The organism is Kitasatospora sp. NPDC017646 (assembly GCF_044329365.1).
Lineage (GTDB): Bacteria > Actinomycetota > Actinomycetes > Streptomycetales > Streptomycetaceae > Kitasatospora.
Map to the genome: position 1 here is coordinate 1 of NZ_JBIRJC010000017.1, position 23,182 is coordinate 23,182.

Here is a 23,182-nt window from a genome sequence, read left to right on the forward strand (position 1 = left end):
CGGTCAGGCCCCCACCCTGCGCATACCGCATGTCAACGGCATACCGCAGGGATCACTACCTGTCACTACCCGACAACAGCATGAAATCCTCAGTAATCGCCGCGCGGCTGGGCACCGGCCCGGCCGACGTGCGCTGGCGGCAGGGGGCGGCACGGCAAGCCGGAGCCGCTCGGGGCGGGCGGCCGGCGGGTGAGCTGGTCGGCCTCGGACGCCCTGGTGGTGCTGGCCCTCGCCGAGGGCCGGTCGGTCGGCGTCGACGTGGGGCGGCTGGGCGACGCCCGGCTGGCCGAGCGGATGGCCGCCCGGTGGTTCCCCTTCGAGGAGGCGCGCTTCGCCGCGGAGGCGGCCGAACCCGCCGGGCGTTCGGCGCGCTTCACCGCGCTGTGGTGCCGCCGCGAGGCCTGCGTGAAGGCGTACGGCGGACGGTTGGCCCAGGCGCCGGGGGTGTCCGCGGCGGGCCCCCCCCGTTGCTGCTGGCCGGCCCGGGCCCGCTCGGAGCCGGTCCGGTGGGGCTGCGCGACGTGCCCGTCCCAGGGCCGTACCGGGCCGCGGTCGTCACCCTCGGAGCTACCCCCGAGTGATGTCAAACTTCTTTACTGGCAAGTAAGTTGATGGAGCATCAAGAAATGGACGATCACCGTCGACCGCTGGTAGCGTCCGGCCGTACCCCAGCTCCTCCGCTCCCCCGCTGAGCCCTTCCCGGCGAGCCGAAAGGCGCGTACGACGTGACTGCGAACAACGCTGCACCGCACGACGCGGTACCGCACGGCCCGACCCGGACCGGTCGGCAGGTCACCGTCCGCTTCGCCGCGACGACCGGAGGCTCCGGCCCGCTCACCCGCGGCCAGGACGACATGATCCGGTGCATCCGGCGCGATGCCCCCGAGCAGACCAACAAGGAGTCCGTCTGGCCCGTCCCGCCCGGGGCCTCGCTCGCCGCCGGCCTGCACGCGCTGCGCGGCCTGGTCGAGCGGCACGAGTCGCTGCGGACCTCCTTCCCGCCCGGCTTCGGCGCGGACGGCTTCCCGGACAGCCAGGTGGTGCACGGTGACGGCCGGTTCGCCGTCACCGTGATCGAGGCCGGTGGCCTGGACGATCGCGAACTCGACGCCCTGGCCCATGAGGTGGGCCGTGCCGGCGTCGCCGTCCCGGTGGAGCTGACGTCTGTCCCGCGGATCCGCTTCACCCTGCTCGCCGACGGACCGGACCTGCTCCGGCTGGTCGCCGTGGTGTGCCACGCGGGCGCGGACGGCGTGGCCACCGCCCTGCTCGTCCAGGACTGGTACGCGCTCGCCGCCGGGAAGGACCTGCCGCCCGTCACCGCTCCGACCCCGATCCAGGTCGCCGCCGCTGAGCGAGCCCGCAGGGCCGCACCGAGGTGACCGGAGCCATGCGGCACTGGGCCCGGATGCTGGCCACCGGTCCGCAGACCGTGTTCGCCGACTTCCGGATCACCGGTCCGCCGAACGAGGCCGGCGCGGTGCTGGTCCGCTCCCACGGCGCGGCCGCCGACCTCGCAGCGGTCTGCCGGCGCACCGTCGCGAGCGCCTCCGTCGTCCTGCTCGCCGCCCTCACCTGAACGTGTGACGGCCGGGCCGCCGGGGTGCGCTCACTCCAACGGGTCCACGGGCGCGTCCCCCCTGTCCGTCTCGCCGAACGCCCGCGGCAGCTCCCACGAACACGCCGCCGTGGCCCCGGAGGTGAGCCCCCACGGGCTCGGCACCTCCTGAGCCTGCTCGTCGCCGTCCCCGCCCTGCGACGGCAGGCGGTCGATCACCGCGACCAGCGCGGGCGGCAGCAGCGGCGCCATCCCCCGGTGCACCCGGGAGAGGACGTCGCGCCGGACGTCCTCCGCTAGCAGTGGGCGGCTCATCCGCAACGACCGCGGCGCGGGCGGGCGTTCGGCCGTCGACAGCTGCTCCGACCAGGCCCGCCAGTAGTCCGCGTCGTCGGTCTCGCCGAGCTTCAGATGGTGCAGGTGGAGGCAGTACGCGGCCGTGCCGCTGCCCGAGCCGGCCGCGAAGCGCCACCAGAACTCGGCACCCTCCTCCTTTCCGGTGGCGTACAGCAGCGCGCCGAACACCTCGGCCCCCTCCGGCTGGATCCGGCGCGCGTTGACCAGCAGGTCCAGCCCCCGGGAGGCGCACGGCGCGCCCAGCACCAGGACGGTCACCAGGCCCAGTTCGAAGGCGGCCTGCTCCTGCTCCGAGGGCAGGTGGGTCGGGGCTGCGGTGAGCCGCGCCTGCCGTAGGGCCGCGATCCGCTCGGCGTGGGCGCGTTCGCGCCGTGGCACGCGGAACACCGTGCGCTCCCCGCCGCTCGTGCATGCCCCGCCGTCCGGCTCGACCTCCCGGCCGGTCGTCACGACGCGCCCTCGCGGTCCGGCAGTTCGCCCACCCCGAGCCGGCGCGCCAGCCGCTCCCGGGCGTGCCGCAGGTTGGAGTGCACCGTCGCCACCGGCCGTCCCAGGTAGGCCGCGATCACCCTGGCGTGCAGGCCCAGCAGGTAGCGCAGGATCACCACGTCCCGCTGCCGGTCCGGCAGTTCCAGGATCGCCGCGTACAGCCGCACCTCGTCCGCCTCGCTGTGCAGCAGCCCGTCGGCGACCTGCTTGAACGCCCCGATCACGGCCGCGAAGGTGACCGCCTCCACCTCGACCGGCTCGTCCGCGGTCACCCAGTCCCCGACGTGCCGGTTCGCCAACCGCCAGGCGTACGCGGCCGGTTCCGCGAAGCGCAGCACCTGCGGCCAGCAGCGGGCCAGGTCGGCCTTGACCGCCTCGACCACCAGTAGGGCGTCGGACCGGCTCCCTGTCCGGGTCAACGCGAGCGCGTGCCAGGCGGGTTCATGGGTCTCGCAGAACGCGGCGTAGGTGAGGTCCGGACGCAGGGCCTCCACCAGCACCGCCGTCCGCTCCGCCCCGGTCGTGCGGGCGCCCTCCACCGCCGTCCCTCCGCGGTGCCCGCGCCCGGGGACACTCCTGTCGATCGTCATCGAGCCTGCTTTCCGTGGCCTCGGCTGCTCGTCGGACCACCCGAGGGTCGGGCTGTCCACGCCCATCCTCATTCCCCCGGGCCCGTCACTCCAGGCTGTGCACCGAATACAGATCGTCATCCCATGTGATCGCTCGACGGGCTGATCCCCCGGCGGGACGAGTGCCCCCCGGATACCGTGGGCACCCATCGGACCGTGTCCGCAATGCCGAGGGGAAGCCGGATGAGCCGCTACGACGGGGTCGACCTACAGCTGAACGTGCCGCACTCGGCCCGGATGTACGACTACTTCCTCGGTGGTTTCACCAACTTCGCCGCCGACCGCGAGGCCGCCGGCCACGTCCTCGCCTCCGCCTCCTGGGTGCGCGACGCCGCCTGCGCCAACCGCGCCTTCATGCGCCGCTCGACCCGCGTCCTCGCCCGGGCCGGCATCGACCAGTTCCTGGACATCGGCACCGGCATCCCCACCTCGCCCAACCTCCACGAGGTCGCGCAGGGCATCCGGTCCCGCGCCCGGGTCGTCTACGTCGACAACGACCCGATCGTGCTCACCCACGCCCAGGCCCTGCTCACCAGCACCCCCGAGGGCCGCACCGCCTACGTCGAAGCCGATGTCACCGATTCCGCAGGCCTGCTCGCCGAACCCGGCCTGCGCGAGACCATCGACTTCACCCGCCCGGTCGCGCTCTCCCTCAACGCCCTGCTCCACTTCGTCCCCGACGCCAGCGGCGTGTACGAGCTCGTCGACCGGCTCAAGTCCGCGCTCGTCCCGGGCAGTGCCCTGGTGATGACCCACATCACGCCCGACTTCGCCCCCGAGGAGGTCGGCCGCATCGTCGGCGTCTACGAGGCCGCCGGCACCGCCCTCCAGGCCCGCACCCGGGCCGAGGTCACCCGCTTCTTCGACGGCTGGGCCCTCCTCGACCCCGGCGTCGTCCCCCTCCCGCACTGGCGGCCCGATCCCGACGATCCGCCCGTCCCCGCCGCCGATGCCGCAGGCTACGCGGGGGTGGCCCTCCGCTCCTGACCTCCCGTCCCACCCGCGCACGGCCCCCCGCCGCCCTCGCCCCTCCCGTCCCACCCGCGCACGGCCCCCCGCCGGCCTCACCCCTCCCGTCCCACCCGCGCACGGCCGTCCCACTCGTGCGCCCCGACCACCCCCGGCCCACCCGGCACCCTCGCCGTCCCGGGCCCAGACTGGTGGTGGATCGCCGCCGCCCCGCGAGGGAGACGCATGCTGCTGGGACTCACCACCGCGCTGGTCGCCACCGTCTGCTTCGGCTTCGGGGCGGTGTCCCAGGCGCGCGGGGCGCGGTCGACGCCGCGTGCGGACCGGGTGGGGGCGGGGCTGCTGGCCGCGCTGCTGCGGTCCTGGCAGTTCATCCTCGGCACCGTCCTCGACATCCTCGGCTTCGTGCTGAGCATCGTCGCCCTGCGCAGCCTCCCGCTGTTCCTCGTGCAGGCCGTCACCAACGCCAGCCTCGCCGTCACCGCGTTGGCCGCCGTCTGGCTGCTGGGCGCGCGGCTGCGCCGGGGCGACGTCGTGGGCGTCCTCGCGGTGGTCGTCGGCCTCAGCCTGCTGGCGCTGGGTTCCGGCAAGGAGGGCCGGGAGTACGCTCCGGCGGCCTTCCACTGGGCGCTGCTCGCCACCACCGTTGCGATGCTGCCGGCCACGCTGGTGCTGGTCCGCCGGACGGGCGGCGCCGTCGCGGCCGGTCTGGGCCTGCTGGCGGGCGTGGGCTTCGGCATCACCAGCCTGGCGGTGCGGGTCCTGGACGCGTCCGGCCCCACCGCCGTGCTCACCGACCCGGCCGCCTATGCCCTGGCGCTCGGCGGGCTGGGCGGCTACCTGGCGTACGCCCTCGCCCTCCAGCGGGGCACGGTGACGGCCGCGACCGCCGCCGGGACGGTGGCCGAGACCTTCGGTCCCGCCCTGGTGGGGGTGGTCTCACTGGGGGATTCCGCGCGCCCCGGTTTCGCCTGGTGCGCCCTGACGGGCTTCGCGGTCGCGGTGGGCGGAACGTTCCTGCTCTCCCGGTTCGGTGAACTGGAGGGTGAGTCCGCCGAACTGTCGGTCCCGAATCCGGATGCCGGGGCCCAGCGCGGACGCCAGGGCCGGGCCCGCCCCGGTAGCCCGGACGGCTCTGCCGTGCGAAGGTGACTTGCCGGACGAATCGGACGGCAGGACGCCCCACGGAGCGGCAGGTGAGCGATGGCGGAGGACGTCACGGTGTCTGAGGGAGCCCAGGCCCGGACCCGGCGGTCGGCGACGGCCGGCCGCCCTGTCGTGCTGATCACCGGCGCCTCCTCGGGCATCGGCCTCGCCACCGCCACCCGGCTGGCCGACGCGGGCTGGCAGACTCTGCTCTCCGGCACCGACCGCGCCCGCCTCGACGCCCTCGCCGAACGCACCGGCGGAAGCGCCCTGCCCGAGGACCTGAGCAAACCGGACGGCCCGGCCCGCCTCGCCGAGGCCGCGCTCGCCACCGCCGGCCGGGTGGACGCACTGGTCGCCAGCGCCGGTCTCGGCTGGCGCGGCCCGTTCGCCGAGACCCCCTCCGACACCCTCGACCGGATGATCGAGGTCAACCTCGCCGCCCCGCTGCGCCTGGTCCGCCTGCTGCTGCCCGGCATGCTGGAGCGCCGCCGCGGCCGGATCGTGCTGCTCGGTTCGATGGCCGGCCAGGTCGGCGTGCGCGAGGAGTCCGGTTACTCGGCCACCAAGGGCGGCCTGGCGATGTTCGCCGAGAGCCTCTGGTACGAACTGCGCGGGACCGGGGTCGGAGTGCGGCTCGTCCTGCCCGGCGCGGTGGACACCCCGTTCTTCGACCGACGCGGCACCCCCTACCAGCGCGAACGCCCGCGCCCGGTGTCGGCCGAGCGGGTCGCGGCCACCGTGGTCGCCACCATGACCACCGGGCGGGACCGGCTGTACGTCCCGCACTGGCTCGGCTTCCCGGCCCGGATCCACGGGGTCGCGCCCGGCCTGTTCCGCCGGATGGCCTCCCGCTTCGGATGAGCCCCCGCACGCGCCGGGCGCGGCCCCGGCCCGCTCCCGCCCTCGTGCTCGCCCTCGCGGCCGGCGTCGAATTCCTGCACCTGGCCCCGTCGGCGGTCCGACTTCCGCCGCTGCGCAGCACCCTGGCCCGCCGCACCGCCGGCTACGGCACCGCCCCGGGCCACCTCGCCCTCACCTTCGACGACGGCCCCGACCCGCGCAGCACCCCGTACGTCCTGGACGCCCTCGACGAACTCGGCGCCCGCGCCACCTTCTTCCTGCTCGGCGCGATGCTGGAGCGCGCCCCGGCGCTCGGGCGCGAACTGGTGCTGCGCGGCCACGAGGTCGCCGTGCACGGCTGGCACCACCGGCGGCAGTGGTACCCGGCCCCGGCCCGCGACCTGCGCGAACTGCGCCGCGCCGCCGAGGCGGTGACCGACCTGTGCGGCGCCCACCCGCACTGGTACCGCCCGCCGTACGGCGTGCTCACCGCCGGCCCGGCGCTGGCCGCCCGCCGCCTGGGCCTGCGCAGCGTGCTGTGGACCGCCTGGGGCCGCGACTGGACGGCCGAGGCCACCGGCGCCTCCGTCTACGCGACCGCCCGCCCCGGACTCACCCCCGGCGCCACCCTCCTCCTGCACGACTCCGACTGCACCTCCGCCCCCGACGCCTGGCGGGCCACCCTCGCCGCCCTCCCGCTGATCGCCGCCCACTGCCGCGCCCGCGCCCTCACCCTCGGCCCGCTGCGCGACCACGCCGTGCCGCCCGTCCCCTGCGGCGCACGCTCGTCGCGGCCTTGGCTCGACCTCGAGTCGACTTGAGGCGTGAAGGCGATCGGCATGACCGTGGAGGCCTTCACCGAGATCACCGACGAGATCACCGACGAGATCACCGACGAGACCCGTGGACGAACCGACCGAGGCCCGGCCCCGACGCCGTCCTCGCCCTCTTCCGCCCCGACTCGCCGTGGGGGTGACTCCGAGGGCACTCCGCTGTACGTGATGTCGCGCGACGAGTAGGGGCGCTGGCTGCTGCACGTCGGCCAGAACACCACGGTGCAGGCGGGGTAGGGGGCCCGGTCACCCCAGCCCGACCCGCTCCAGCGCCGCCCCGAAGCCCTTCTGCCAGGCCTCCGGGGTGGCCGCGGGCGACGGCTCGGGTTCCGGGCGGCCGAGGGCGGCGAGCGCGTTGCGGACCACCTCGGCGGGGCGCGCGGTGGCGACGTCGGCGTGGCCGAGTTCCAGCTCGTGCTGGAGGTTGTCCCGGCCGTGGCCCTGGACGACGTCGAGCAGCAGGAGTCGCCGACCGAGTGCCCGGGCCTCGCTGCAGGTGTCGCCGGAGCTGGTGACGACCAGGTCGGCGGCGGCCATCAGGGCCGGGATCCGGTCGGAGTAGCCGAAGGCGTGCAGGCGCGGCTCCCCGCGGGCGGCCGCCCGCAGCCGCCGTTCCAGCTCCCGGTTGCGCCCGGCCACGGCGAGCACGTGCGGCCCGGCGGCGGCCAGCGAGGCGGCGGTGCGGGCGATCGGCCCGAGCCCCCAGGCACCGGACATCAGCAGCACGCACTCGGCGTCGGGCGGCACGCCGAGCTCGGCCCGGGCCTCGGCCCGGCCCGGCGGGCGGTAGAACGGCTGGCGCAGCGGCACGGGCAGCACGATGACGTCGGCGTCCGGCCGGTAGCGGCGCACGGCGCAGGCGGCGACCTCGGAGGTGACCAGGAACAGGTCGGTGCCCTCCTGCACCCAGAGCCGGTGCGGCGTCACGTCGGTGCAGAACACGAGGTGCCGGAAGTCCCGCCGCGGCAGCCGGTTGACCGCCGAGGCGGCGGTGGCGAACACCGATACCACCAGCTGCGGCCGCTGCGCCGCGACCAGCTCGCTCAGCGCCGGGACGAGCCGGGTGCGGGCGGCGGCGTCGGCGAGCAGCGCGATCCGGGCGCCGGGGCGCAGCGCCGAGAAGTGGAAGGCGTCGTAGACGCCGGGCAGGCCGAGCAGCCGCCGGAAGACGGCCTCGCCGGCGGCGCCCGAGCGCTGCCCGAGCAGGGACATGGCGTCCACCGTGCCGGTGGTCCAGCCGCGCTCGCGCAGGGTGTCGGCGCAGGCCAGGGCCATCACGTCGTGGCCCTGGCCGAGCGAGCCGGAGACCAGCAGTGCGTGCGGCATCGGGCGCGCCCCGGTCAGCCGGCGGCCGTCGGGGCGGCGGCGGTGGCCCGGTACCAGTCGGCGTAGCGGCGCACGCCGTCGGTGAAGTTGGTCCGCGGCGACCAGCCGAGCAGCCGTTTGGCCTGGGCGGAGGAGATCCGCCGCCCGGTGTAGTCGGCCTTGCGCCCTTCGATGTGCTCGATGCTGACCGGGCCGAACAGCTGGTCGACGGTGTCGGCGATGTCGCGCACCGAGACGGCCGTGGAGCCCTCCAGGGCGAAGGTCTGGTCCTCCGCGGCAGGTGACAGGGCCCGGACGTGGGCGTCGGCGAGGTCCTCGACGTAGACGAAGTTGCGGCTCTGCCGGCCGTCCCCGGCGATGGTGATCGGCCGCCCGGCGAGCGCCGCCTGGACGAACCGGGCGACGACCAGTTCGTCGCGCATCCGCGGACCGTACGGGATGCCGAACCGCAGGATGGTGAAATGCTGCCCGTACAGCTCGCGGTAACTGTGCACCAGCATCTCGGAGGCCAGTTTGGTGGCCACGTACAGGTGCCCGCTGCGTTCCAGTTCGATCGGGACGTGTTCGTCCAGCTCCTGTTCCCCGCCGTCGGGCTGCCCCTCGGTGGGGGCGGCGCCGTAGACCCACACGGTGCTCGCCAGCACGGTGCGGCTCAGCCCGCTGCGCCGGGCGGCCTCCAGGACGGCCTCGGTGCCGTCGATGTTGGCCCGCACGGCCCGGACCGGGTCGGCGGAGACCTGTTCGACGTCGGCCATCGCGGCCAGGTGGTAGACGACCTCTCTGCCGGCCAGCGCGGAGGTCAGCGCCGGCAGGTCGAGGATGTCGATCCGGGCGTGTTCGGCGTCGGGGTTGAGGAACTTGTCGGTGGTGTCCACGGCGAGGACCTCGTGGCCGGCCGCGATCAGGTGGTCCACGACGTGTGAGCCGATGAACCCGCAGCCCCCGGTGACGGCTATCCGCACGGTCTTGCTCCCTTCGCTCCGCTACCCGGCCAGCCGCCGGTGCACGGCCGAGACGGCCTCGATCACCTGCTCGGTCTCGTCCTCGGTCATGTCGGAGTGCACCGGCAGGCAGACCTGTCGGGCGCAGACGTCCTCGGCCACCGGCAGCGGCCCGCGCCGGTACGGGGAGAGGACCGGCTGCAGGTGCAGCGGCAGGTCGTAGACCTCGCCGGACAGCCGCACCCCGTACTCCTCGGCGACGGCACGCTTGAAGGCGGCGCGCTCCACGCCGGGCGGCAGCAGCGCCACGTACTTGTAGTAGTTCCCGCGGCTGCCGGGCGGTTCGAGCACCGGCTCCATCCCGTCCAGTGCGGTCAGCGCCGAGTCGTAGCGGCGGGCGACGGCCCGACGGGTCTCGATGAACTCCTTGAGCCGACGCAGGTGCACCGCCCCGACGGCCGCGTGCAGCTCGCTCATCCGCCAGGAGTAGCCGAGCCGGACGTGGTGGTTGGTGCTGAAGGAGCCCTTGCCCTGGTCACGGTAGACCCGGGCCTCGTCGCGCAGCTCCGGCGACTCGGTGAGGATCATGCCGCCCTCGCCGCTGGTGGTGACCTTGGTCGGGTAGAAGGAGAAGGTTCCGGCCAGGCCGAAGGTCCCGGCGGCGCGCCCGTCGTGGCTGCTGCCGTGGGCGTGCGCGGCGTCCTCGACCAGCGGGACGCCGTGTCGGTCGCAGAGCGCGCGCAGGGCGTCCACGCGCGGGGTGACCAGTCCGCCGATGTGGACCAGTACGACGGCCGCGGTGTCCGGGGTGAGGGCCGCCGCGAGGGTCTCGGGGGAGAGCGCCAGGGTGGCCGGGTCGACGTCCGCGAACACCGGACGGCCGCCGGCGTGGACCACCGCGCCGGCCGTCGCGTAGAAGGTGACGGCGGGAACGACCACGTCGCGGCCGCGGACGTCGACCGTGCGCAGGACCATCTCCAGCGCCGCCGTGCCGCTGCTCACCGCGACGGCGTGCGAGGCGCCGTGCTCGGCGGCGAAGGCCTGCTCGAAGCGCTCGGTCCACGGGCCGAGGGTCAGGGCGCCGGTGGTGAGCATCTCGGTCACCGCGTCGGCGACGGCGGCTCGGTCGTTCTCGTCGAACACGATGCGGGCGGCTGGAACGCCCATGGGCACCTCCGGCGGCGGGCTGGGATCAGCACCGATCGGGACGGGTCAGCCCGAACCAGGTGGAAACGGTCGGGCCAGAGGCCCATCACGCTACTTCGCCCAGGCGGTCACGGCCCGTCGTCACCTCCGCCCGGGTGACCCGCCACTGCTCCCGCCGCAGGCCACCGGGCCGCTCCCGGCTGCTCCCGGCGCAGGGCGTGCGCTCCGCCGTACGGGGGAGGGCCGTACTGCGTCCGCAGTACGCAAACTGCCTGCGCAGAGACGACGACGGAGCAGCGGCCGGCGATCAAGGATTGGCCATGCTGCGAGCGGACCGCCTTCGTGGACCCGCACCCGCACCCGTCCCCGTCCGCTTCTGCTTCCCGATCCGAAGGAGTCCGCTCTCCCGTGGCAACGTTCCTCTACCGCCTGGGCCGATGGGCCTTCGCGCGGCGCCGGCTGGTGGCCCTCCTGTGGGTCGCCGTGCTGGCAGTCGGCGGAGTCCTGGCGGCCAAGGCGCCCGCCGCACCCGACGACGGCTTCTCGATGCCCGGGACGGAGGCGCAGAAGGCCTTCGACCTGATGAACGAGCGCTTCCCCGGCGGCCACGCCGACGGTGCCTCGGCCCGCCTGGTATTCGTCGCGCCCTCGGGCCAGAAGATCACCGCGGGGCCCAACCAGCAGATCGTGGAGAAGACGGTCGGCGAGCTCGTCCACGGCGAGCAGGTCACCAGCGCGGTGGACCCGTTCAAGATGAAGGGCGCCGTCTCCAAGGACGAGACGACGGCCTACGCCACCGTCAGCTACTCCGCCAAGGCGGGGGAGGTGTCCAAGGGCGCCACCGACGCGCTCCAGCAGGCCGCCCAGCACGGGCGGGACGCCGGGCTCAAGGTCGAGATCGGCGGCAACGCGCTGATGGCCAAGCCCGAGGCGGGCGGCAGCAGCGAGGCGATCGGCATGGCGCTGTCCGCGGTCGTCCTGGTGATCACCTTCGGCTCGCTGGTCGCCGCCGGGCTGCCGCTGCTCACCGCCGTGATCGGCGTCGGCCTCGGCATGTCGCTGATCACCGCGCTCGGCAGCACACTCGGCCTCTCCTCGACCACCGGCACGCTGGCCATGATGCTCGGCCTCGCCGTCGGCATCGACTACGCGGTGTTCATCGTCTCCCGCTACCGGGCCGAGCTCTCCGAGGGCCGCACCCCGCAGGAAGCGGCCGGCCGGGCCGTCGGCACCGCCGGCTCCGCGGTGGTCTTCGCCGGGCTCACCGTGGTGATCGCCCTCGCCGGTCTCTCCGTGGTCGGCATCCCGATGCTCGCCAAGATGGGCATGGCCGCGGCCGGGACGGTCGTCATCGCCGTGCTGGTCGCGCTCACCCTGGTGCCCGCCCTGCTCGGCTTCATCGGCCGCAAGGTGCTGCCCCGCAAGGTCCGCAAGGCCGAGAAGGCCGGGGGAGCGATCGAGCCGGCCGGGGCGAAGGAGAACGGCGGCGCCCGCTGGGCCCGGTTCGTGCTGCGCCGCCCGCTCGCCGTGCTGCTGCTGGGCGTGGTCGGCCTCGGCGTGCTGGCCGCACCCGCGCTCGACCTGCGGCTCGGTCTGCCCGGCGACGAGGCCAAGCCCACCTCCACCACCCAGCGCCGCGCCTACGACCTGCTCTCCGAGGGCTTCGGCCCCGGCTTCAACGGCCCGCTGACCGTCCTGGTGGACGTCAAGGGCACGCCTGACCCGAAGGCCGCCGCGAGCGAGGTCGCCAAGGCCGTCTCCGGTGTGTCCGGCGTGGTCACCGTGACGCCGCCGATGTTCAACAAGGCGGGGGACACCGCTCTGCTCAACGCCGTCCCGGCCACCGGCCCGGCCGACGCCGCGACCAAGGACCTGGTCCACACCATCCGCGGCCAGGCCGCCGGACTCAAGGCCTCCACCGGGGCGACGGTCCTGGTCAGTGGTACGACGGCGATGAACATCGACGTCTCGCAGAAGCTCACCGACGCGCTGCTGCCCTACCTGGCGGTGGTCGTGGGCCTGGCCGTCCTGCTGCTGCTGGTGGTCTTCCGCTCCGTCCTCGTCCCGCTCAAGGCGGCGCTCGGCTTCCTGCTCTCGGTGGCCGCCGCGCTCGGCGCGGTCGTCGCGGTCTTCCAGTGGGGCTGGCTGGCCGATCTGATCGGCGTGCAGCAGACCGGTCCGGTGATGAGCATGATGCCGATCTTCATGATCGGCGTGGTCTTCGGCCTCGCCATGGACTACGAGGTGTTCCTGGTCACCCGGATCCGCGAGGGCTTCGTCCACGGCGAGCAGCCCGGCGAGGCCGTCGTCACCGGCTTCCGGCACAACGCCCGGGTGGTCACCGCGGCCGCCTTCATCATGATCGCCGTCTTCGCGGGCTTCATCGGCATGAGCGAGCCGATGATCAAGATGATGGGTCTGGGCCTCGCAGCGGCCGTCGCCTTCGACGCCTTCGTGGTCCGGATGACGATCGTCCCGGCCGTCCTCGCCCTGCTCGACCGCCGCGCCTGGTGGCTGCCGCGCTGGCTCGACCGCCTGATACCGGACGTCGACGTCGAGGGCAGCAAGCTGCACACCGCCGCCCCCGAGCCGGCCCCGGCCCGGGAACCGGTCACCGTCTGAGTACGGCACCGTCCGGCCCCGCCCGAGCACCCCTCGGCCGGGGCCGGCACCGCCCGGGCCGGACCGCCCACCGGGGCTCCTCGGCCCGGCGCCGGTCGGCTCGGACACCGGTCGGCTCGGACACCGGTTCGAGCGTCAACCGGTACCGTTGCTGTCGGGGCCGCCGCCCGTACGGACGCCCCCGACCCGGCCGTGCCGCACCCCACCGGGGGCTGGCGCGACACCGACTGGCAGACCCGGCGAGGGTGCGGCCAGGGCCCCCGACCCGGAGAGCACGACCATGAGCGACACCTGGCAGCGCCTGCGCCGCGAGCACCCCCGGTTGCTCGACGTCGCCGGAGGGCTGGCCCTGATCGCGGTCACCGCCCTCGGCGCCACGGTCGACCAGACCACCGGGCACTTCGCCCCGGTCGACCCGGCCACCGGCGTCATCGCCATGATCGCCGCCGCGGCCGTGTTCTTCCACCGCCGCCAACCGCGCGCGGTGGCAGCCGTCGCACTGATCTGCACCATGATGCTGACCTGGACCAGCCCCCGGCTCACCCCGATGCTGGCCACCCCGCTGCTGCTCGCGCTGTACTTCCTCGCCGTGCGCACCGACCGCTCCACCGCGCTGCGCGCCTCGATCGCCACCGCTGTCCTGCTCACCGGGATATCCCTGCTGTTCGGCCCTGCCGGCCCGATCGGCGAGCGGATCAGCGTCCTGGCCTGGGCCCTGCTGCCCGGCGCCCTCGGCGACTCCATCCGCAACCGCCGCGCCCACCTCGCCGCGATCGAGGAACGCGCCGAACGCGCCGAACGCACACGCGAGGAGGAGGCCCGCCGCCGGGTCGCCGACGAGCGGATCCGGATCGCCCGTGACCTTCACGACGTCGTCGCCCACCACATCGCCCTCGCCAACGCCCAGGCCGGCATCGCCGTCCACCTCATGGACAGCCACCCGGTCCAGGCCCGCGAGGTGCTCAGCCACATCACCGACGCCACCGGCTCCGCCCTCCAGGAGCTGCGGGCCACCGTCGGGCTGCTGCGCCGCGCCGAGGAGCCGGCCCCGCTCGAACCCGCCCCCGGCCTGGACCGGCTCCCCGAGCTGATCAACGCCTTCGAACGGGCCGGCCTGCCGGTCCGGCTCACCGTCGAGGGCGAGTCCCGGCCGCTTTCGCCCGGCGTCGACCTCACCGCCTTCCGGATCGTCCAGGAGTCGCTGACCAACGTCGCCAAGCACGCCCACGGCGCCGACGCCGAGGTCACCCTCTCCTACAGCGGCAACCGGGTCGCCGTCAGCGTCGCCAACGGCCGCCCCACCACCAACGGCCGCCCCCGACCCGCCCTGCTGCCCGCGCCCGCCCCCGGTGAGAGCGGCTTCGGCCTGATCGGCATGCGCGAGCGGGCCGGCGCGGTCGGCGGGCACCTCACCGCCGACCGCCGGCCCGACGGCGGCTTCCTGGTCACCGCCGAACTCCCGCTGCGGACCGGCGCCCGGGACGACGTCGCGCCGCCGTGGTCGGACGGTGCGGCCCGCCCCGAGGCATCCGTGGAACCGGGCGGCCCGGACGAGGCCGCCGCCAAGGACCGGCCCGCCCACGCGTTCTGGCGCGACTGCACCGTCCGGCCCGGGCGCTCCGCCGAGGCCGGTTCTTCCGATACCGACCGCCCCGCCTCCGCCCGACAAGATCGCGCCATCCGGAAGGACAAGGACCACGCATGACCATCCGCGTGCTGCTCGCCGACGACCAGGCCCTGCTGCGCGGCGCCTTCCGGATGCTGATCGACGCCGAGGAGGACATGGAGGTGGTCGGCGAGGCCGCCGACGGCCGCGAGGCGGTGGAACTCGCCCGGGCCACCAAGCCCGACATCGTGCTGATGGACATCCGGATGCCCGGCGCCGACGGCCTCGGCGCCACCGCCGAGATCTGCGCGGACGAGGAGCTGTCCGGCACCCGGGTGCTGATCCTCACCACCTTCGAGATCGACGAGTACGTGGCCCAGGCGCTGCGCGCGGGCGCCGGGGGCTTCCTCGGCAAGGGCGCCGACCCGAAGGAACTGCTGGCCGCCGTCCGCACCGTCGCGGCCGGGGACGCCCTGCTCTCGCCCGCCGCCACCCGGGCCGTGATCGAGCAGTTCCTCGCCCAGCCCGGCCCGGTCGCCGCCGCGCCCGCCGAGCGGCTGTCCGTCCTCACCGCCCGCGAGCGCGAGGTGATGTCCATGGCCGCCACCGGGCTCACCAACGAGGAGATCGCCGAGCGGATGTTCGTCAGCCCGTTCACCGTCCGCACCCATGTGCACCGGGCCATGGCCAAGCTGGACGCCCGGGACCGGGCGCAACTCGTCGCGATCGCCTACCAGTCCGGGCTGGTCCCGCCCGGCAGACCTTCCTGACGGGCCGTCACCCCTCCGTTTCCGGCGGCTCGTGCCGTGCGCCGCTCCAGCGGACTGAGGCGGCGTCAAATCCGCTGCCCCTGAACCCTCCAAGATCCGGTCCTGGCCGAAAACCGCCGCCGAACTGGTGTATCAGCGAGTAGTCTGCCGATGACTCAGAATGAGGAGGATGTTCGTGGAAACCAAGGACACGGCCGGCGAGGTGCGGATTCTCCAGCCGTTGCCCGGGCGCACGGAGGGCGGATCGCAGGCGTTCGAGCTGCGGCTGGCGCGTCTGCTCCGCGTGCTCGGAGCCGAGGTCGCACCGGGGGCGGACTACCCGAGCGCGGCCCGATGGGAGGTCCACAAGGCGCTCGCCGGGCGGTCCGAGCTGCCCGAGGAGTACTTCGAGCCGCTGCTGGAGGCGGCGGTCCACGACCCCAACCCGAGCTTCAACCGCCGCTTCGTCGAGCCCGCCCTCATCGCCTTCGGCCAGCGCCGGGTCCGCCTGGCCCTGCTCGGCTACCTGCAGACCGGCACCGACCCGGAGCGCGCCGGTGCCGCCCGGGCCTGGTACTGGACGGCGCTGACGGTCGGCGGCGGCCGGAACGCCACCGCCGACGAGGGCGCGACCGTGCGCGACAGCTGGAACGAGGCCGCGCTGCGGGAGTTCGTCGCCAACGAGGACCTCGACGTCCGCCGCTGCATCCTGCCCGGCCTGCCGCTGGTGTCGCGCGCCTACCCGGCCGGACTCCACGCCCTGGTCGAGGCGGCGGTCACGATCGCCCGCTCCCACCCCGACGAGTACATTCGCCACCGCGCCGAGATCCAGACCGGCCTCTGACCTCCGGGCCCGCCCGCTCCGGGTGCGCCGCCCGAAGTGCGCACCCGGAGCGGTGGTCACGCCCAGGCCGCCCCGTCCGCCCGGTCCCTGCCGGCTCCGGCCGCCGACTCCCCTTCTGGTGGCGCCCGGTCAGCCGGTGTTGACGGTGATGTCGCCGATGTCCGTGCCCAGGTCGAGTTTGAACTGGCCGTTGGGGTCGTTCCGGACGTTGATGTGCTTCGAGTTGATGTCCGTTCCGGCGCTGACGCGGTAGGAGCCGGGCGGGACGGTGAGGCGGATCTCGCCGTTGTCGGTGCTGGCCTTGACGTCCTGGGCCTTGGCGGCGGTGAGTTTGATCGCGCCGCTGTCCGTCTTGGCCTGGATCCGGTCGCCCTTGAGCGACGTGCCGTCGATGTCACCGCTGTCGGTGCGCAGGTCGACCGGTCCGGCGGCCCGGTCGACCGAGATGTTGCCCGCGTCGGTGTGCACCGACACCGCACCGACCTCGGTGAGGTGGATCCCGCCGGCGGAGGTGCCGCCGGTGATCGGCAGCCCGGCGGGCAGCTCCACGGTGTAGCTCACCGAGCAGTTGTGCCCGCAGCCGCCGAGCACCAGGACTCCGCCCTCGACCCGGGTGGTCGTCCCGGGCTTGCTGTTCTGGTAGGTGATCTTCCGGTGGACGGAGGCACTTCCGCCGCCGGACTTGCCGTGGATGGTGACCTCCCCGGAGGAGTCGTCGAGCTTGACGGCGGTGATCCTGTCCGAGACGGTCGCGTCGTCGCTGAACTCGGTGCCCACCGGGTCGCAGGCGGTGAGCACCCCGACGGCGAGACCGGCGACCACGACGGCCCCGGCGAAACGCTGATAGCTGCGGTACTGGACCATGGTGGTTCCCCCCACGTCATGGACGATCGTCGCGTGCGGACCGACTCCGCGTGACCGCCCCCGTCCGGAGCCGTCGCGACGACCGTAGCGGGGACGGGGCCCCCGGTCCCTGGTGCCAGCCCCCCTATCCGAGGTCCGGCAGTCCCCACCCCGACCGCACCCCCAGCCCAGCCCAGCCCAGCCCGCCGCCGTCAGCGCTTGCGCGCGACCGCGCCGTACATGCTCGGCGCTCGGCGCTCGGCGCCCGGCTCCGGCTCCGCCTCGGGCCGCCAGAGCGGAACGGTCACCACCCCGGGGGCGAGCAGCTCCAGACCGTCGACGAACGCCCGCACCTGCTCCCGGCTCCCTCAGGTCGGCCCACAGGACGGTGGTGCGCCCCGGGCCCGCGCCGGCCATCAGGGCACGGGCGTGGCCGAGCACGATCGGGTCGTTGTCGACCTACACGATCCGGGCGGCCGGGTCGACGGCCCGGGCGATCTCGTGGGTGTTGCCGCGGTGGGGATGCCGGTGCCGACGTCGAGGAACTGGTCGAGGGCCGGACCGGCGACGCCGAGGTGTTCGTGAACGTTGGCGGACAGCCTGAAGCCCAGGTCAGCGCCCTGGCGGTGGTTGGTCGGCTCACCCCCGTATGTCCCTTTCGTCGCGCCCCGGCGCCCGTCGCGGCGCAGGATGGAAGCCCCGGGCGGTGGGCCCGGTGGAGCCGACGGGTCGCACGGAGCCGTCGGTAGGGCGCGACACGGGAGGCCGAGGTCGTGGGAATCGCCATGGCAGACATTCGCGAGTGGCGCGGCCAGCCGGTGGTCGACGAGAAGAGCCGCCGCATCGGCACGCTGGAATCGGTGTACGTCGAGACGTCCACCGACGAGCCGTTCTTCGCCACCGTCATGACCGGAATGACCAAGCGCCGCCTGGTCTTCGTCCCGCTGGACGGCTCGGTGGCGGGCCCGGACTACCTGCGGGTGCCGTACCCGAAGGCCAAGGTCAAGCAGGCACCGGCGATCGGCACCGACGACGTCCTGCCGGCCGGCGACGAGCCGGAGGTCTTCGCCTACTACGAGCTGCCGTACGTGACGGGCGCCGGGGGCGAGCGCCGACTGGCCCGCCGCTGATCAGGGGCGCTTCCGGGAGGGTTCCGTCCAGCCGGGAATGAATACCCCGCCGGGTACACTTGTCAGTCGACAGTCGATGGGAAAGGCGGCCCGGACATGCAGGTGGACGAGGAGGCGGTCGGCGCGGTCCTGAACCGACTGCGTCGGGCCCAGGGCCAGTTGGCCGGGGTGATCGCGATGATCGAGGCGGGGCGGGACTGCAAGGACGTGGTCACCCAGCTCGCCGCCGTCTCGCGCGCCCTGGACCGGGCCGGGTTCAAGATCGTCGCGAGCGGGATGCGCCAGTGCATGGCCGCCGCCGACGAGGACGCCGCGCCGATGAGCGAGGCCGAGCTGGAGAAGCTGTTCCTCGCCCTGGCCTGAGCACAGGCCCACCGGCCCCGGCGTCCCCAGCACTCCCTCGGAGGGCCGCGACGGATCACCCGTCGCGGCCCTCGTGCATGCCCGCCCCCTGCCGGCGCCCACGACTGCGCTTCCGGCCCGGAGTTCCCGAACCGCCCGACGCTCCGTCACGTGCCGTTCACGCCCCGGTCGCCGGCCTCCGGATGAATGAGCCTGCCCGCAGTTGTACAGCCAACTGTGCCGCATCCCTCCCTCCCAGCCTCCGTGACCAGCCGCGCGCGGCCCCGGCCCCGTCCCCCGGCGGACCGGGCCCGCGACGGCGGACAGGACAATCGTGGCCGCAGGCAGCGCCCTGACCCTGATCTCCTCCAGCAGCCCCGCCGAAGGCGATCGGCTCACCTTCCACTGGACCACCGACGCCCCCGACGCGAAGAACTGGGTCGGCATCTACGACGGCAGCCGCCAACCCGGCACCGGCGCCTCGCTGCTCTGGAAGTACACCCCTGGCACCTCCGGCGACGTCCAGCTCGACACCTCCGCGCTGACCGGCGGCCCCTACACCGCCTACCTGCTCGCCAAGGACGGCTACGGCATCCTCGCCCGGACCGAGCCGTTCGACTTCCGCTCCAAGCCCCCGGTGGTCCGCCCGCACGCCGCCGTCGACTCCTTCACCGCCACCCCGGTCGCCCCCGGTGCCGCCGTCCGGATCGAACTCGGCGGCCTCTGGTCCCGTCCCGCTGGCAACGCCCCCGGCACGGCGGGCTACCGCAAGCTCGGCGGCGCGGCCTGGGCCTCGGTCGGCGCCGACGGCACCATCACCGGCACGGCGCCCGCCACCCCCGGCCGCAACCCCGAACCGGTCGTGGTCGGCGTCAGGGACAGCACCGGTGCCACCGACACCGTCACCGTGCTCGTCCCAGTCGTGGACCCCGCCACCCCGCCCCGGCTCAAGGCCGCCGGCTGGAACCTGCACGAGGCCGGCTCCGGCTACACCGACGCGCTGGAGAAGCAGCTGCGCATCGTCCTCGCCCAGGGCCTGGACGTGCTCGCCCTCCAGGAGACGGCCGGCGAGCGGGCCAGGACCCTGGCGGACGCGCTCGGCTGGTACGCCCACCAGAGCCCGGGCAGCGTCGGCATCCTCAGCCGGTACCCGCTCACCGAGCTGACTCCCGCCACCACCGGACTGCCCGCCGTCGCGGCCACCCTCCAGCTTCCGGGAGGTCGCGGCGTCCGGTTCTGGGCCGTCCACCTCGACGAGGCGGGCTACGGTCCGTACGCGGTGCAGGACGGCAGCAGCGCCGCCCAGGTGCTGGCCACCGAGAACTCCTCGGTCCGGTTCGAGCAGGCCAGGGCGCTGGCCGCAGCGGTGCGCGCGGACCTGGCTCGGGGCGTCCCGGTGGTGCTGGCCGGCGCGCTGTCCTCGCCCTCCCACCTGGACTGGACGGCCGCCACCGCCGCCGCCCACAGCGGTGTCGGCAGCCTCAAGTGGCCGGTCACCGCGGCCCTTCAGGACGCCGGCCTCACCGACGCCTTCCGTGAGGAGAATCCCGACCCGGCCAAGGCCCCCGGCGCCACCTGGTCGCCCACCCGCAAGCGGCGCGGCGACCGCCCCGAGCCGCAGGACCGGATCGACTTCGTCCAGTACGCCGGAGCGCTGAAGCTGGTCGAGGCGCACACCCTGGTCGCGGACTGGCCTCAGCCGGAGCCGAACGCCGCCGCCAACGAGTGGCCCTCCGACACCGCCGCCGCCGTCGCCACCTTCCAGCTCTGAGAGGCCAGTCCACGATGCCCGAGCTCTCCCGCCGCACCTTCGTCGGCGCCTCCGCGGCCGTCGGCGCCACCGCCCTGACCGGCCTGTCCACCACCTCGGCCGAGGCCGCCCCCGCGGCGACGACCGACACCGCCCTCACCGGCACCATCAAGGACGTCAGGCACGTGGTCGTCCTGATGCAGGAGAACCGCAGCTTCGACCACTACTTCGGCACCCTGAACGGCGTGCGCGGCTTCGGCGACAAGCAGGCGCTGCAGTTCCCGGACGGCACCGACGTGTTCCGCCAGCCCGACGCGCGCCGCAGCGACGGCGGGGTGATGCTGCCGTACCGGATGGACACCTCGAAGTACAACGCGCAGAACGCCGGCGGCCTGGCCCACGACTGGGCGACCGGCCACCAGGCCATCAACAACGGCGCGATGAACAAGTGGATCGCCGCCAAGGGCGAGCGCACCATGGGCTACTTCACCCGGGACGACATCCCCTACCAGTACGCCCTGGCCGACGCCTTCACCCTCTGCGACGCCTACTTCACCTCGCTGGCCGGCCCCACCGACCCCAACCGGCTCTACCTGTGGACCGGCACCGCCGGCCCCGGCCGCGACGGCACCACCGGCCCCTGGATCGACAACACCCCGGTCACCGACAACCCCGTCGCCGACTGGACCACCTACGCCGAACGCCTGGAGGCGGCCGGCGTCAGCTGGCGGGTCTACCACAACCCCAGCAAGGACGACCGCACCGGCGACTACGACGACAACGCCCTCTCCTACTTCAAGCAGTTCCACGCCTTCCCGCACGACGACCCGCGTTACGTCAACGCGATGACCAGGTTCGACCCGACCGACTTCGACCGCCACTGCAAGGACGGCTCGCTGCCGACCGTCTCCTGGCTGGTCGCCCCCTACCTGTTCTCCGAGCATCCGGAGGCCGGTCCGGCCTACGGCGCGCACTGGGTCAACCAGGCGCTGCAGTCGCTGATGTCCAACCCGGAGGTCTGGCGGCACACCGTCTTCCTGGTCATGTACGACGAGAACGACGGCTACTTCGACCACATGGTCCCGCCCACCCCCGAAGCCGGCACCCCCGAGGAGTTCACCCACGGGCGCGCCATCGGCCTCGGCAACCGCGTCCCGCTCTGGGTGGCGTCCCCCTGGTCGCGCGGCGGCTGGGTCAACTCCCAGGTTTTCGACCACACTTCGGTGCTGCGCTTCATGGAGCTGGTGACCGGCGTGGCCGAGCCCAACATCTCCGCCTGGCGCCGGGCCGTCTGCGGCGACCTCACCAGCTGCTTCGACTTCGCCGCCCCCGACCACTCGCTCCCGAAGCTGCCCGACACCACCGCCCTGATGGCCAGGGCAGACGCGGGCACCAAGCTGCCCGGCGTCGCCCTCCCGGAGGCCGGCGCCCAGTCGATGCCGGTCCAGGAGCGCGGCGAGCGCCCGCACCGCCCGCTGCCCTACCAGCCGTGGGCCGACGTCGCGGTGGACCGCCGGACCGGCAAGGTCACCTGCACCATGAGCAACGACGGCTCGGTGGCCTTCCCGTACACCGTCTACCCGAACATCCTGCTCCCGTTCGCAGGCACCCCGTACACCGTCGCGCCCGGCGCGAGCGCGACATACGTCTGGGACGCCGCCGCCACCGACGGCCGCTACGACTTCACCGTGCACGGCCCGGACGGCTTCGTGCGCCGCTTCGCCGGCACGGTGGTCCGGGACGGACGGGACGGCCAGAACGACATCGGCGTGCCGATCGTCACCGCCGACCTGCGCGGCAGCCTGAAACTCACCCTCCAGGTGGCCAACGACGGCCTGACGGACGTGGCCTTCACCGCCGCGCCCAACGACTTCGCGGGCAGCGCCCGGACCGTGTGGGTCAAGCCCGGCAAGCAGGTCAACCTCGCCTGGCCGCTGGACCAGCAGGGCCGCTACGACGTCGTGGTGACCGCCCACACCGGCCAGCGCTTCGTGCAGCGCTACGCGGGCTGGGTGCACTGAGTCGAGCGGGGCCTTGGGCCCGTCGGGCCGGGGGCGCCGATCCGGTGACCCCCGGCCGTGGCTCGGCCGCGGTGACGGACCCCGCCGCTACCGTCGGGCCCATGCAGAAAATCACCACCTTCCTCTGGTACGACGACCAGGCCGAAGCGGCCGCCGCCCTCTACACCTCGCTGTTCCCCAACTCCCGCGTCACCAGGGTCACCCGCTACGGCGAGGCCGGCCCCGGGGAGCCCGGCTCGGTGATGACCGTCGAGTTCGAACTCGACGGACGGCCCTACACGGCGCTCAACGGCGGCCCCGAGTTCACCTTCACCGAGGCGGTCTCGCTCCAGGTGGAGTGCGACGACCAGCGGGAGGTCGACGAACTCTGGGCCAAGCTCACCGCCGACGGCGGCCAGGCGGGCCCGTGCGGCTGGCTCAAGGACCGCTTCGGCCTCTCCTGGCAGATCACCCCGCGCGTCCTGCTCGACCTGATCGGCGACCAGGACCGGGCCAAGGCCGACCGGGTGATGGCGGCCATGCTGCGGATGCAGAAGATCGAGGTCCAGCAGCTGCTCGACGCGGCCAGGGGCTGAGGCCGTGACCGCCTTCAGCCACCGGAGCATCGTCTACCTGCGCGCCGACCCGGAGCGGGTCTGGCACGCGCTCACCAACGCCGACGAGTCCGGCCTCTACTGGGGCCACCGCAACGTCTCCACCTGGCTGCCCGGCGCGCCCTGGGAGCACCAGCGCACCGACGACTCCGGGATCGCCGACGTGATCGGCACCGTCGAGGTGTCCGACCGCCCGCACCGCCTGGTCACCACCTGGGCCGGACCGGAGGGCCGGCGCCCCGAGGGGCCCTCCCGGGTCGGCTTCGACCTCCGGCACTGGCAGGACCTGACCCGGCTGACCGTCACCCACGAGAACCTCGCCGACGAGGACGAGCGGGCGGACGCCGAACGCGGCTGGTCGGCGGTGCTGTCCAACCTCAAGACCTACCTGGAGACCGGCCACCCGCTGCCCCAGCAGCCCTGGCTGATGCCCTGACCTCCGCGG

The 23,182-nt window shown here is 74.1% G+C and carries 25 protein-coding genes; 18 read left to right on the top strand and 7 right to left on the bottom strand.

Features of this window, described 5'->3' with window-relative positions; genetic code table 11:
* Nucleotides 1–189 precede the first annotated feature (189 nt).
* The 3 genes from ACH4J0_RS24905 (at nt 190) to ACH4J0_RS24915 (ending at nt 1,579) form a co-directional block, all read left to right on the top strand.
* Nucleotides 190–612 (top strand): 4'-phosphopantetheinyl transferase superfamily protein, encoded by a 423-nt coding sequence (locus ACH4J0_RS24905; RefSeq protein WP_396242759.1) that lies wholly within the window; start codon nt 190–192, stop codon nt 610–612.
* Between the two features lie 113 nt (nt 613–725).
* Complete coding sequence (locus ACH4J0_RS24910) at nt 726–1,382, top strand: hypothetical protein (protein ID WP_396242760.1); 657 nt, start codon at nt 726–728, stop codon at nt 1,380–1,382.
* Between the two features lie 8 nt (nt 1,383–1,390).
* A complete protein-coding gene (locus ACH4J0_RS24915) occupies nt 1,391–1,579 on the top strand; it encodes a hypothetical protein (RefSeq protein WP_396242761.1) in 189 nt (62 codons plus the stop codon).
* A 30-nt stretch (nt 1,580–1,609) separates the two neighbouring features.
* On the opposite strand, the gene ACH4J0_RS24920 is transcribed toward ACH4J0_RS24915, so the two are convergent.
* On the bottom strand, nt 1,610–2,302 hold the full coding sequence (locus tag ACH4J0_RS24920; protein WP_396242762.1) for a hypothetical protein: 693 nt from the start codon (nt 2,300–2,302) through the stop codon (nt 1,610–1,612).
* A gap of 59 nt (nt 2,303–2,361) precedes the next feature.
* Nucleotides 2,362–2,994, bottom strand: a complete 633-nt coding sequence (locus ACH4J0_RS24925; RefSeq protein ID WP_396242763.1) for an RNA polymerase sigma factor — start codon at nt 2,992–2,994, stop codon at nt 2,362–2,364.
* Nucleotides 2,995–3,216: 222 nt separating this feature from the next.
* Here ACH4J0_RS24925 and ACH4J0_RS24930 point away from each other — a divergent pair, with 222 nt between their 5' ends.
* From ACH4J0_RS24930 to ACH4J0_RS24950, 5 genes are all read left to right on the top strand, one after another.
* Nucleotides 3,217–4,020: an SAM-dependent methyltransferase gene (locus tag ACH4J0_RS24930; RefSeq protein ID WP_396242764.1), complete on the top strand. Its 804-nt coding sequence runs from the start codon at nt 3,217–3,219 to the stop codon at nt 4,018–4,020.
* Nucleotides 4,021–4,227: 207 nt separating this feature from the next.
* Nucleotides 4,228–5,154 carry a hypothetical protein gene (locus ACH4J0_RS24935; RefSeq protein WP_396242765.1) on the top strand — a complete coding sequence of 309 codons (927 nt, stop codon included), beginning with the start codon at nt 4,228–4,230 and terminating at the stop codon, nt 5,152–5,154.
* A gap of 69 nt (nt 5,155–5,223) precedes the next feature.
* On the top strand, nt 5,224–6,012 hold the full coding sequence (locus tag ACH4J0_RS24940; protein ID WP_396242766.1) for an SDR family NAD(P)-dependent oxidoreductase: 789 nt from the start codon (nt 5,224–5,226) through the stop codon (nt 6,010–6,012).
* Nucleotides 6,009–6,812 carry a polysaccharide deacetylase family protein gene (locus tag ACH4J0_RS24945; protein ID WP_396242767.1) on the top strand — a complete coding sequence of 268 codons (804 nt, stop codon included), beginning with the start codon at nt 6,009–6,011 and terminating at the stop codon, nt 6,810–6,812. The genes ACH4J0_RS24940 and ACH4J0_RS24945 overlap by 4 nt, the downstream gene beginning before the upstream one ends.
* A 3-nt stretch (nt 6,813–6,815) precedes the next feature.
* Entirely contained in the window at nt 6,816–7,010 is a 195-nt protein-coding gene (locus ACH4J0_RS24950; RefSeq protein ID WP_396242768.1) for a hypothetical protein, read from the top strand.
* A gap of 60 nt (nt 7,011–7,070) precedes the next feature.
* Here ACH4J0_RS24950 and ACH4J0_RS24955 read toward each other — a convergent pair whose 3' ends face one another.
* Genes ACH4J0_RS24955 through ACH4J0_RS24965 form a run of 3 tightly spaced genes read right to left on the bottom strand, consistent with a single transcriptional unit; the run spans nt 7,071 to nt 10,258 of the window.
* Entirely contained in the window at nt 7,071–8,150 is a 1,080-nt protein-coding gene (locus ACH4J0_RS24955) for a hypothetical protein (protein ID WP_396242769.1), read from the bottom strand.
* 14 nt (nt 8,151–8,164) lie between these two features.
* Complete coding sequence (locus tag ACH4J0_RS24960) at nt 8,165–9,112, bottom strand: NAD-dependent epimerase/dehydratase family protein (RefSeq protein WP_396242770.1); 948 nt, start codon at nt 9,110–9,112, stop codon at nt 8,165–8,167.
* Nucleotides 9,113–9,133: 21 nt separating this feature from the next.
* Nucleotides 9,134–10,258: a DegT/DnrJ/EryC1/StrS family aminotransferase gene (locus ACH4J0_RS24965; protein ID WP_396242771.1), complete on the bottom strand. Its 1,125-nt coding sequence runs from the start codon at nt 10,256–10,258 to the stop codon at nt 9,134–9,136.
* Between the two features lie 387 nt (nt 10,259–10,645).
* Between ACH4J0_RS24965 and ACH4J0_RS24970 the strand changes: the two genes are divergently transcribed.
* From ACH4J0_RS24970 to ACH4J0_RS24985, 4 genes are all read left to right on the top strand, one after another.
* Nucleotides 10,646–12,859 carry an MMPL family transporter gene (locus tag ACH4J0_RS24970; protein ID WP_396242772.1) on the top strand — a complete coding sequence of 738 codons (2,214 nt, stop codon included), beginning with the start codon at nt 10,646–10,648 and terminating at the stop codon, nt 12,857–12,859.
* A gap of 280 nt (nt 12,860–13,139) precedes the next feature.
* Entirely contained in the window at nt 13,140–14,564 is a 1,425-nt protein-coding gene (locus ACH4J0_RS24975) for a sensor histidine kinase (protein ID WP_396242773.1), read from the top strand.
* Complete coding sequence (locus tag ACH4J0_RS24980; protein ID WP_396242774.1) at nt 14,561–15,235, top strand: response regulator; 675 nt, start codon at nt 14,561–14,563, stop codon at nt 15,233–15,235. The genes ACH4J0_RS24975 and ACH4J0_RS24980 overlap by 4 nt, the downstream gene beginning before the upstream one ends.
* 175 nt (nt 15,236–15,410) lie before the next feature.
* Nucleotides 15,411–16,058, top strand: a complete 648-nt coding sequence (locus ACH4J0_RS24985) for a hypothetical protein (protein ID WP_396242776.1) — start codon at nt 15,411–15,413, stop codon at nt 16,056–16,058.
* Nucleotides 16,059–16,187: 129 nt separating this feature from the next.
* On the opposite strand, the gene ACH4J0_RS24990 is transcribed toward ACH4J0_RS24985, so the two are convergent.
* Complete coding sequence (locus tag ACH4J0_RS24990) at nt 16,188–16,937, bottom strand: DUF4097 family beta strand repeat-containing protein (RefSeq protein WP_396242918.1); 750 nt, start codon at nt 16,935–16,937, stop codon at nt 16,188–16,190.
* Between the two features lie 176 nt (nt 16,938–17,113).
* Nucleotides 17,114–17,254 (bottom strand): SAM-dependent methyltransferase, encoded by a 141-nt coding sequence (locus tag ACH4J0_RS24995; RefSeq protein WP_396242919.1) that lies wholly within the window; start codon nt 17,252–17,254, stop codon nt 17,114–17,116.
* Between the two features lie 432 nt (nt 17,255–17,686).
* Here ACH4J0_RS24995 and ACH4J0_RS25000 point away from each other — a divergent pair, with 432 nt between their 5' ends.
* From ACH4J0_RS25000 to ACH4J0_RS25025, 6 genes are all read left to right on the top strand, one after another.
* Nucleotides 17,687–18,031, top strand: a complete 345-nt coding sequence (locus ACH4J0_RS25000; RefSeq protein WP_396242777.1) for a PRC-barrel domain-containing protein — start codon at nt 17,687–17,689, stop codon at nt 18,029–18,031.
* A gap of 96 nt (nt 18,032–18,127) precedes the next feature.
* Nucleotides 18,128–18,394 (top strand): metal-sensitive transcriptional regulator, encoded by a 267-nt coding sequence (locus ACH4J0_RS25005; protein ID WP_188303232.1) that lies wholly within the window; start codon nt 18,128–18,130, stop codon nt 18,392–18,394.
* Between the two features lie 313 nt (nt 18,395–18,707).
* Nucleotides 18,708–20,144 carry an endonuclease/exonuclease/phosphatase family protein gene (locus ACH4J0_RS25010; protein ID WP_396242778.1) on the top strand — a complete coding sequence of 479 codons (1,437 nt, stop codon included), beginning with the start codon at nt 18,708–18,710 and terminating at the stop codon, nt 20,142–20,144.
* 14 nt (nt 20,145–20,158) lie between these two features.
* Nucleotides 20,159–22,144 carry a phosphocholine-specific phospholipase C gene (locus ACH4J0_RS25015; protein WP_396242779.1) on the top strand — a complete coding sequence of 662 codons (1,986 nt, stop codon included), beginning with the start codon at nt 20,159–20,161 and terminating at the stop codon, nt 22,142–22,144.
* A 101-nt stretch (nt 22,145–22,245) separates the two neighbouring features.
* Entirely contained in the window at nt 22,246–22,719 is a 474-nt protein-coding gene (locus ACH4J0_RS25020) for a VOC family protein (protein WP_396242780.1), read from the top strand.
* 4 nt (nt 22,720–22,723) lie between these two features.
* Nucleotides 22,724–23,173 (top strand): SRPBCC domain-containing protein, encoded by a 450-nt coding sequence (locus tag ACH4J0_RS25025; protein WP_396242781.1) that lies wholly within the window; start codon nt 22,724–22,726, stop codon nt 23,171–23,173.
* The last annotated feature ends 9 nt before the right edge of the window (nt 23,174–23,182 follow it).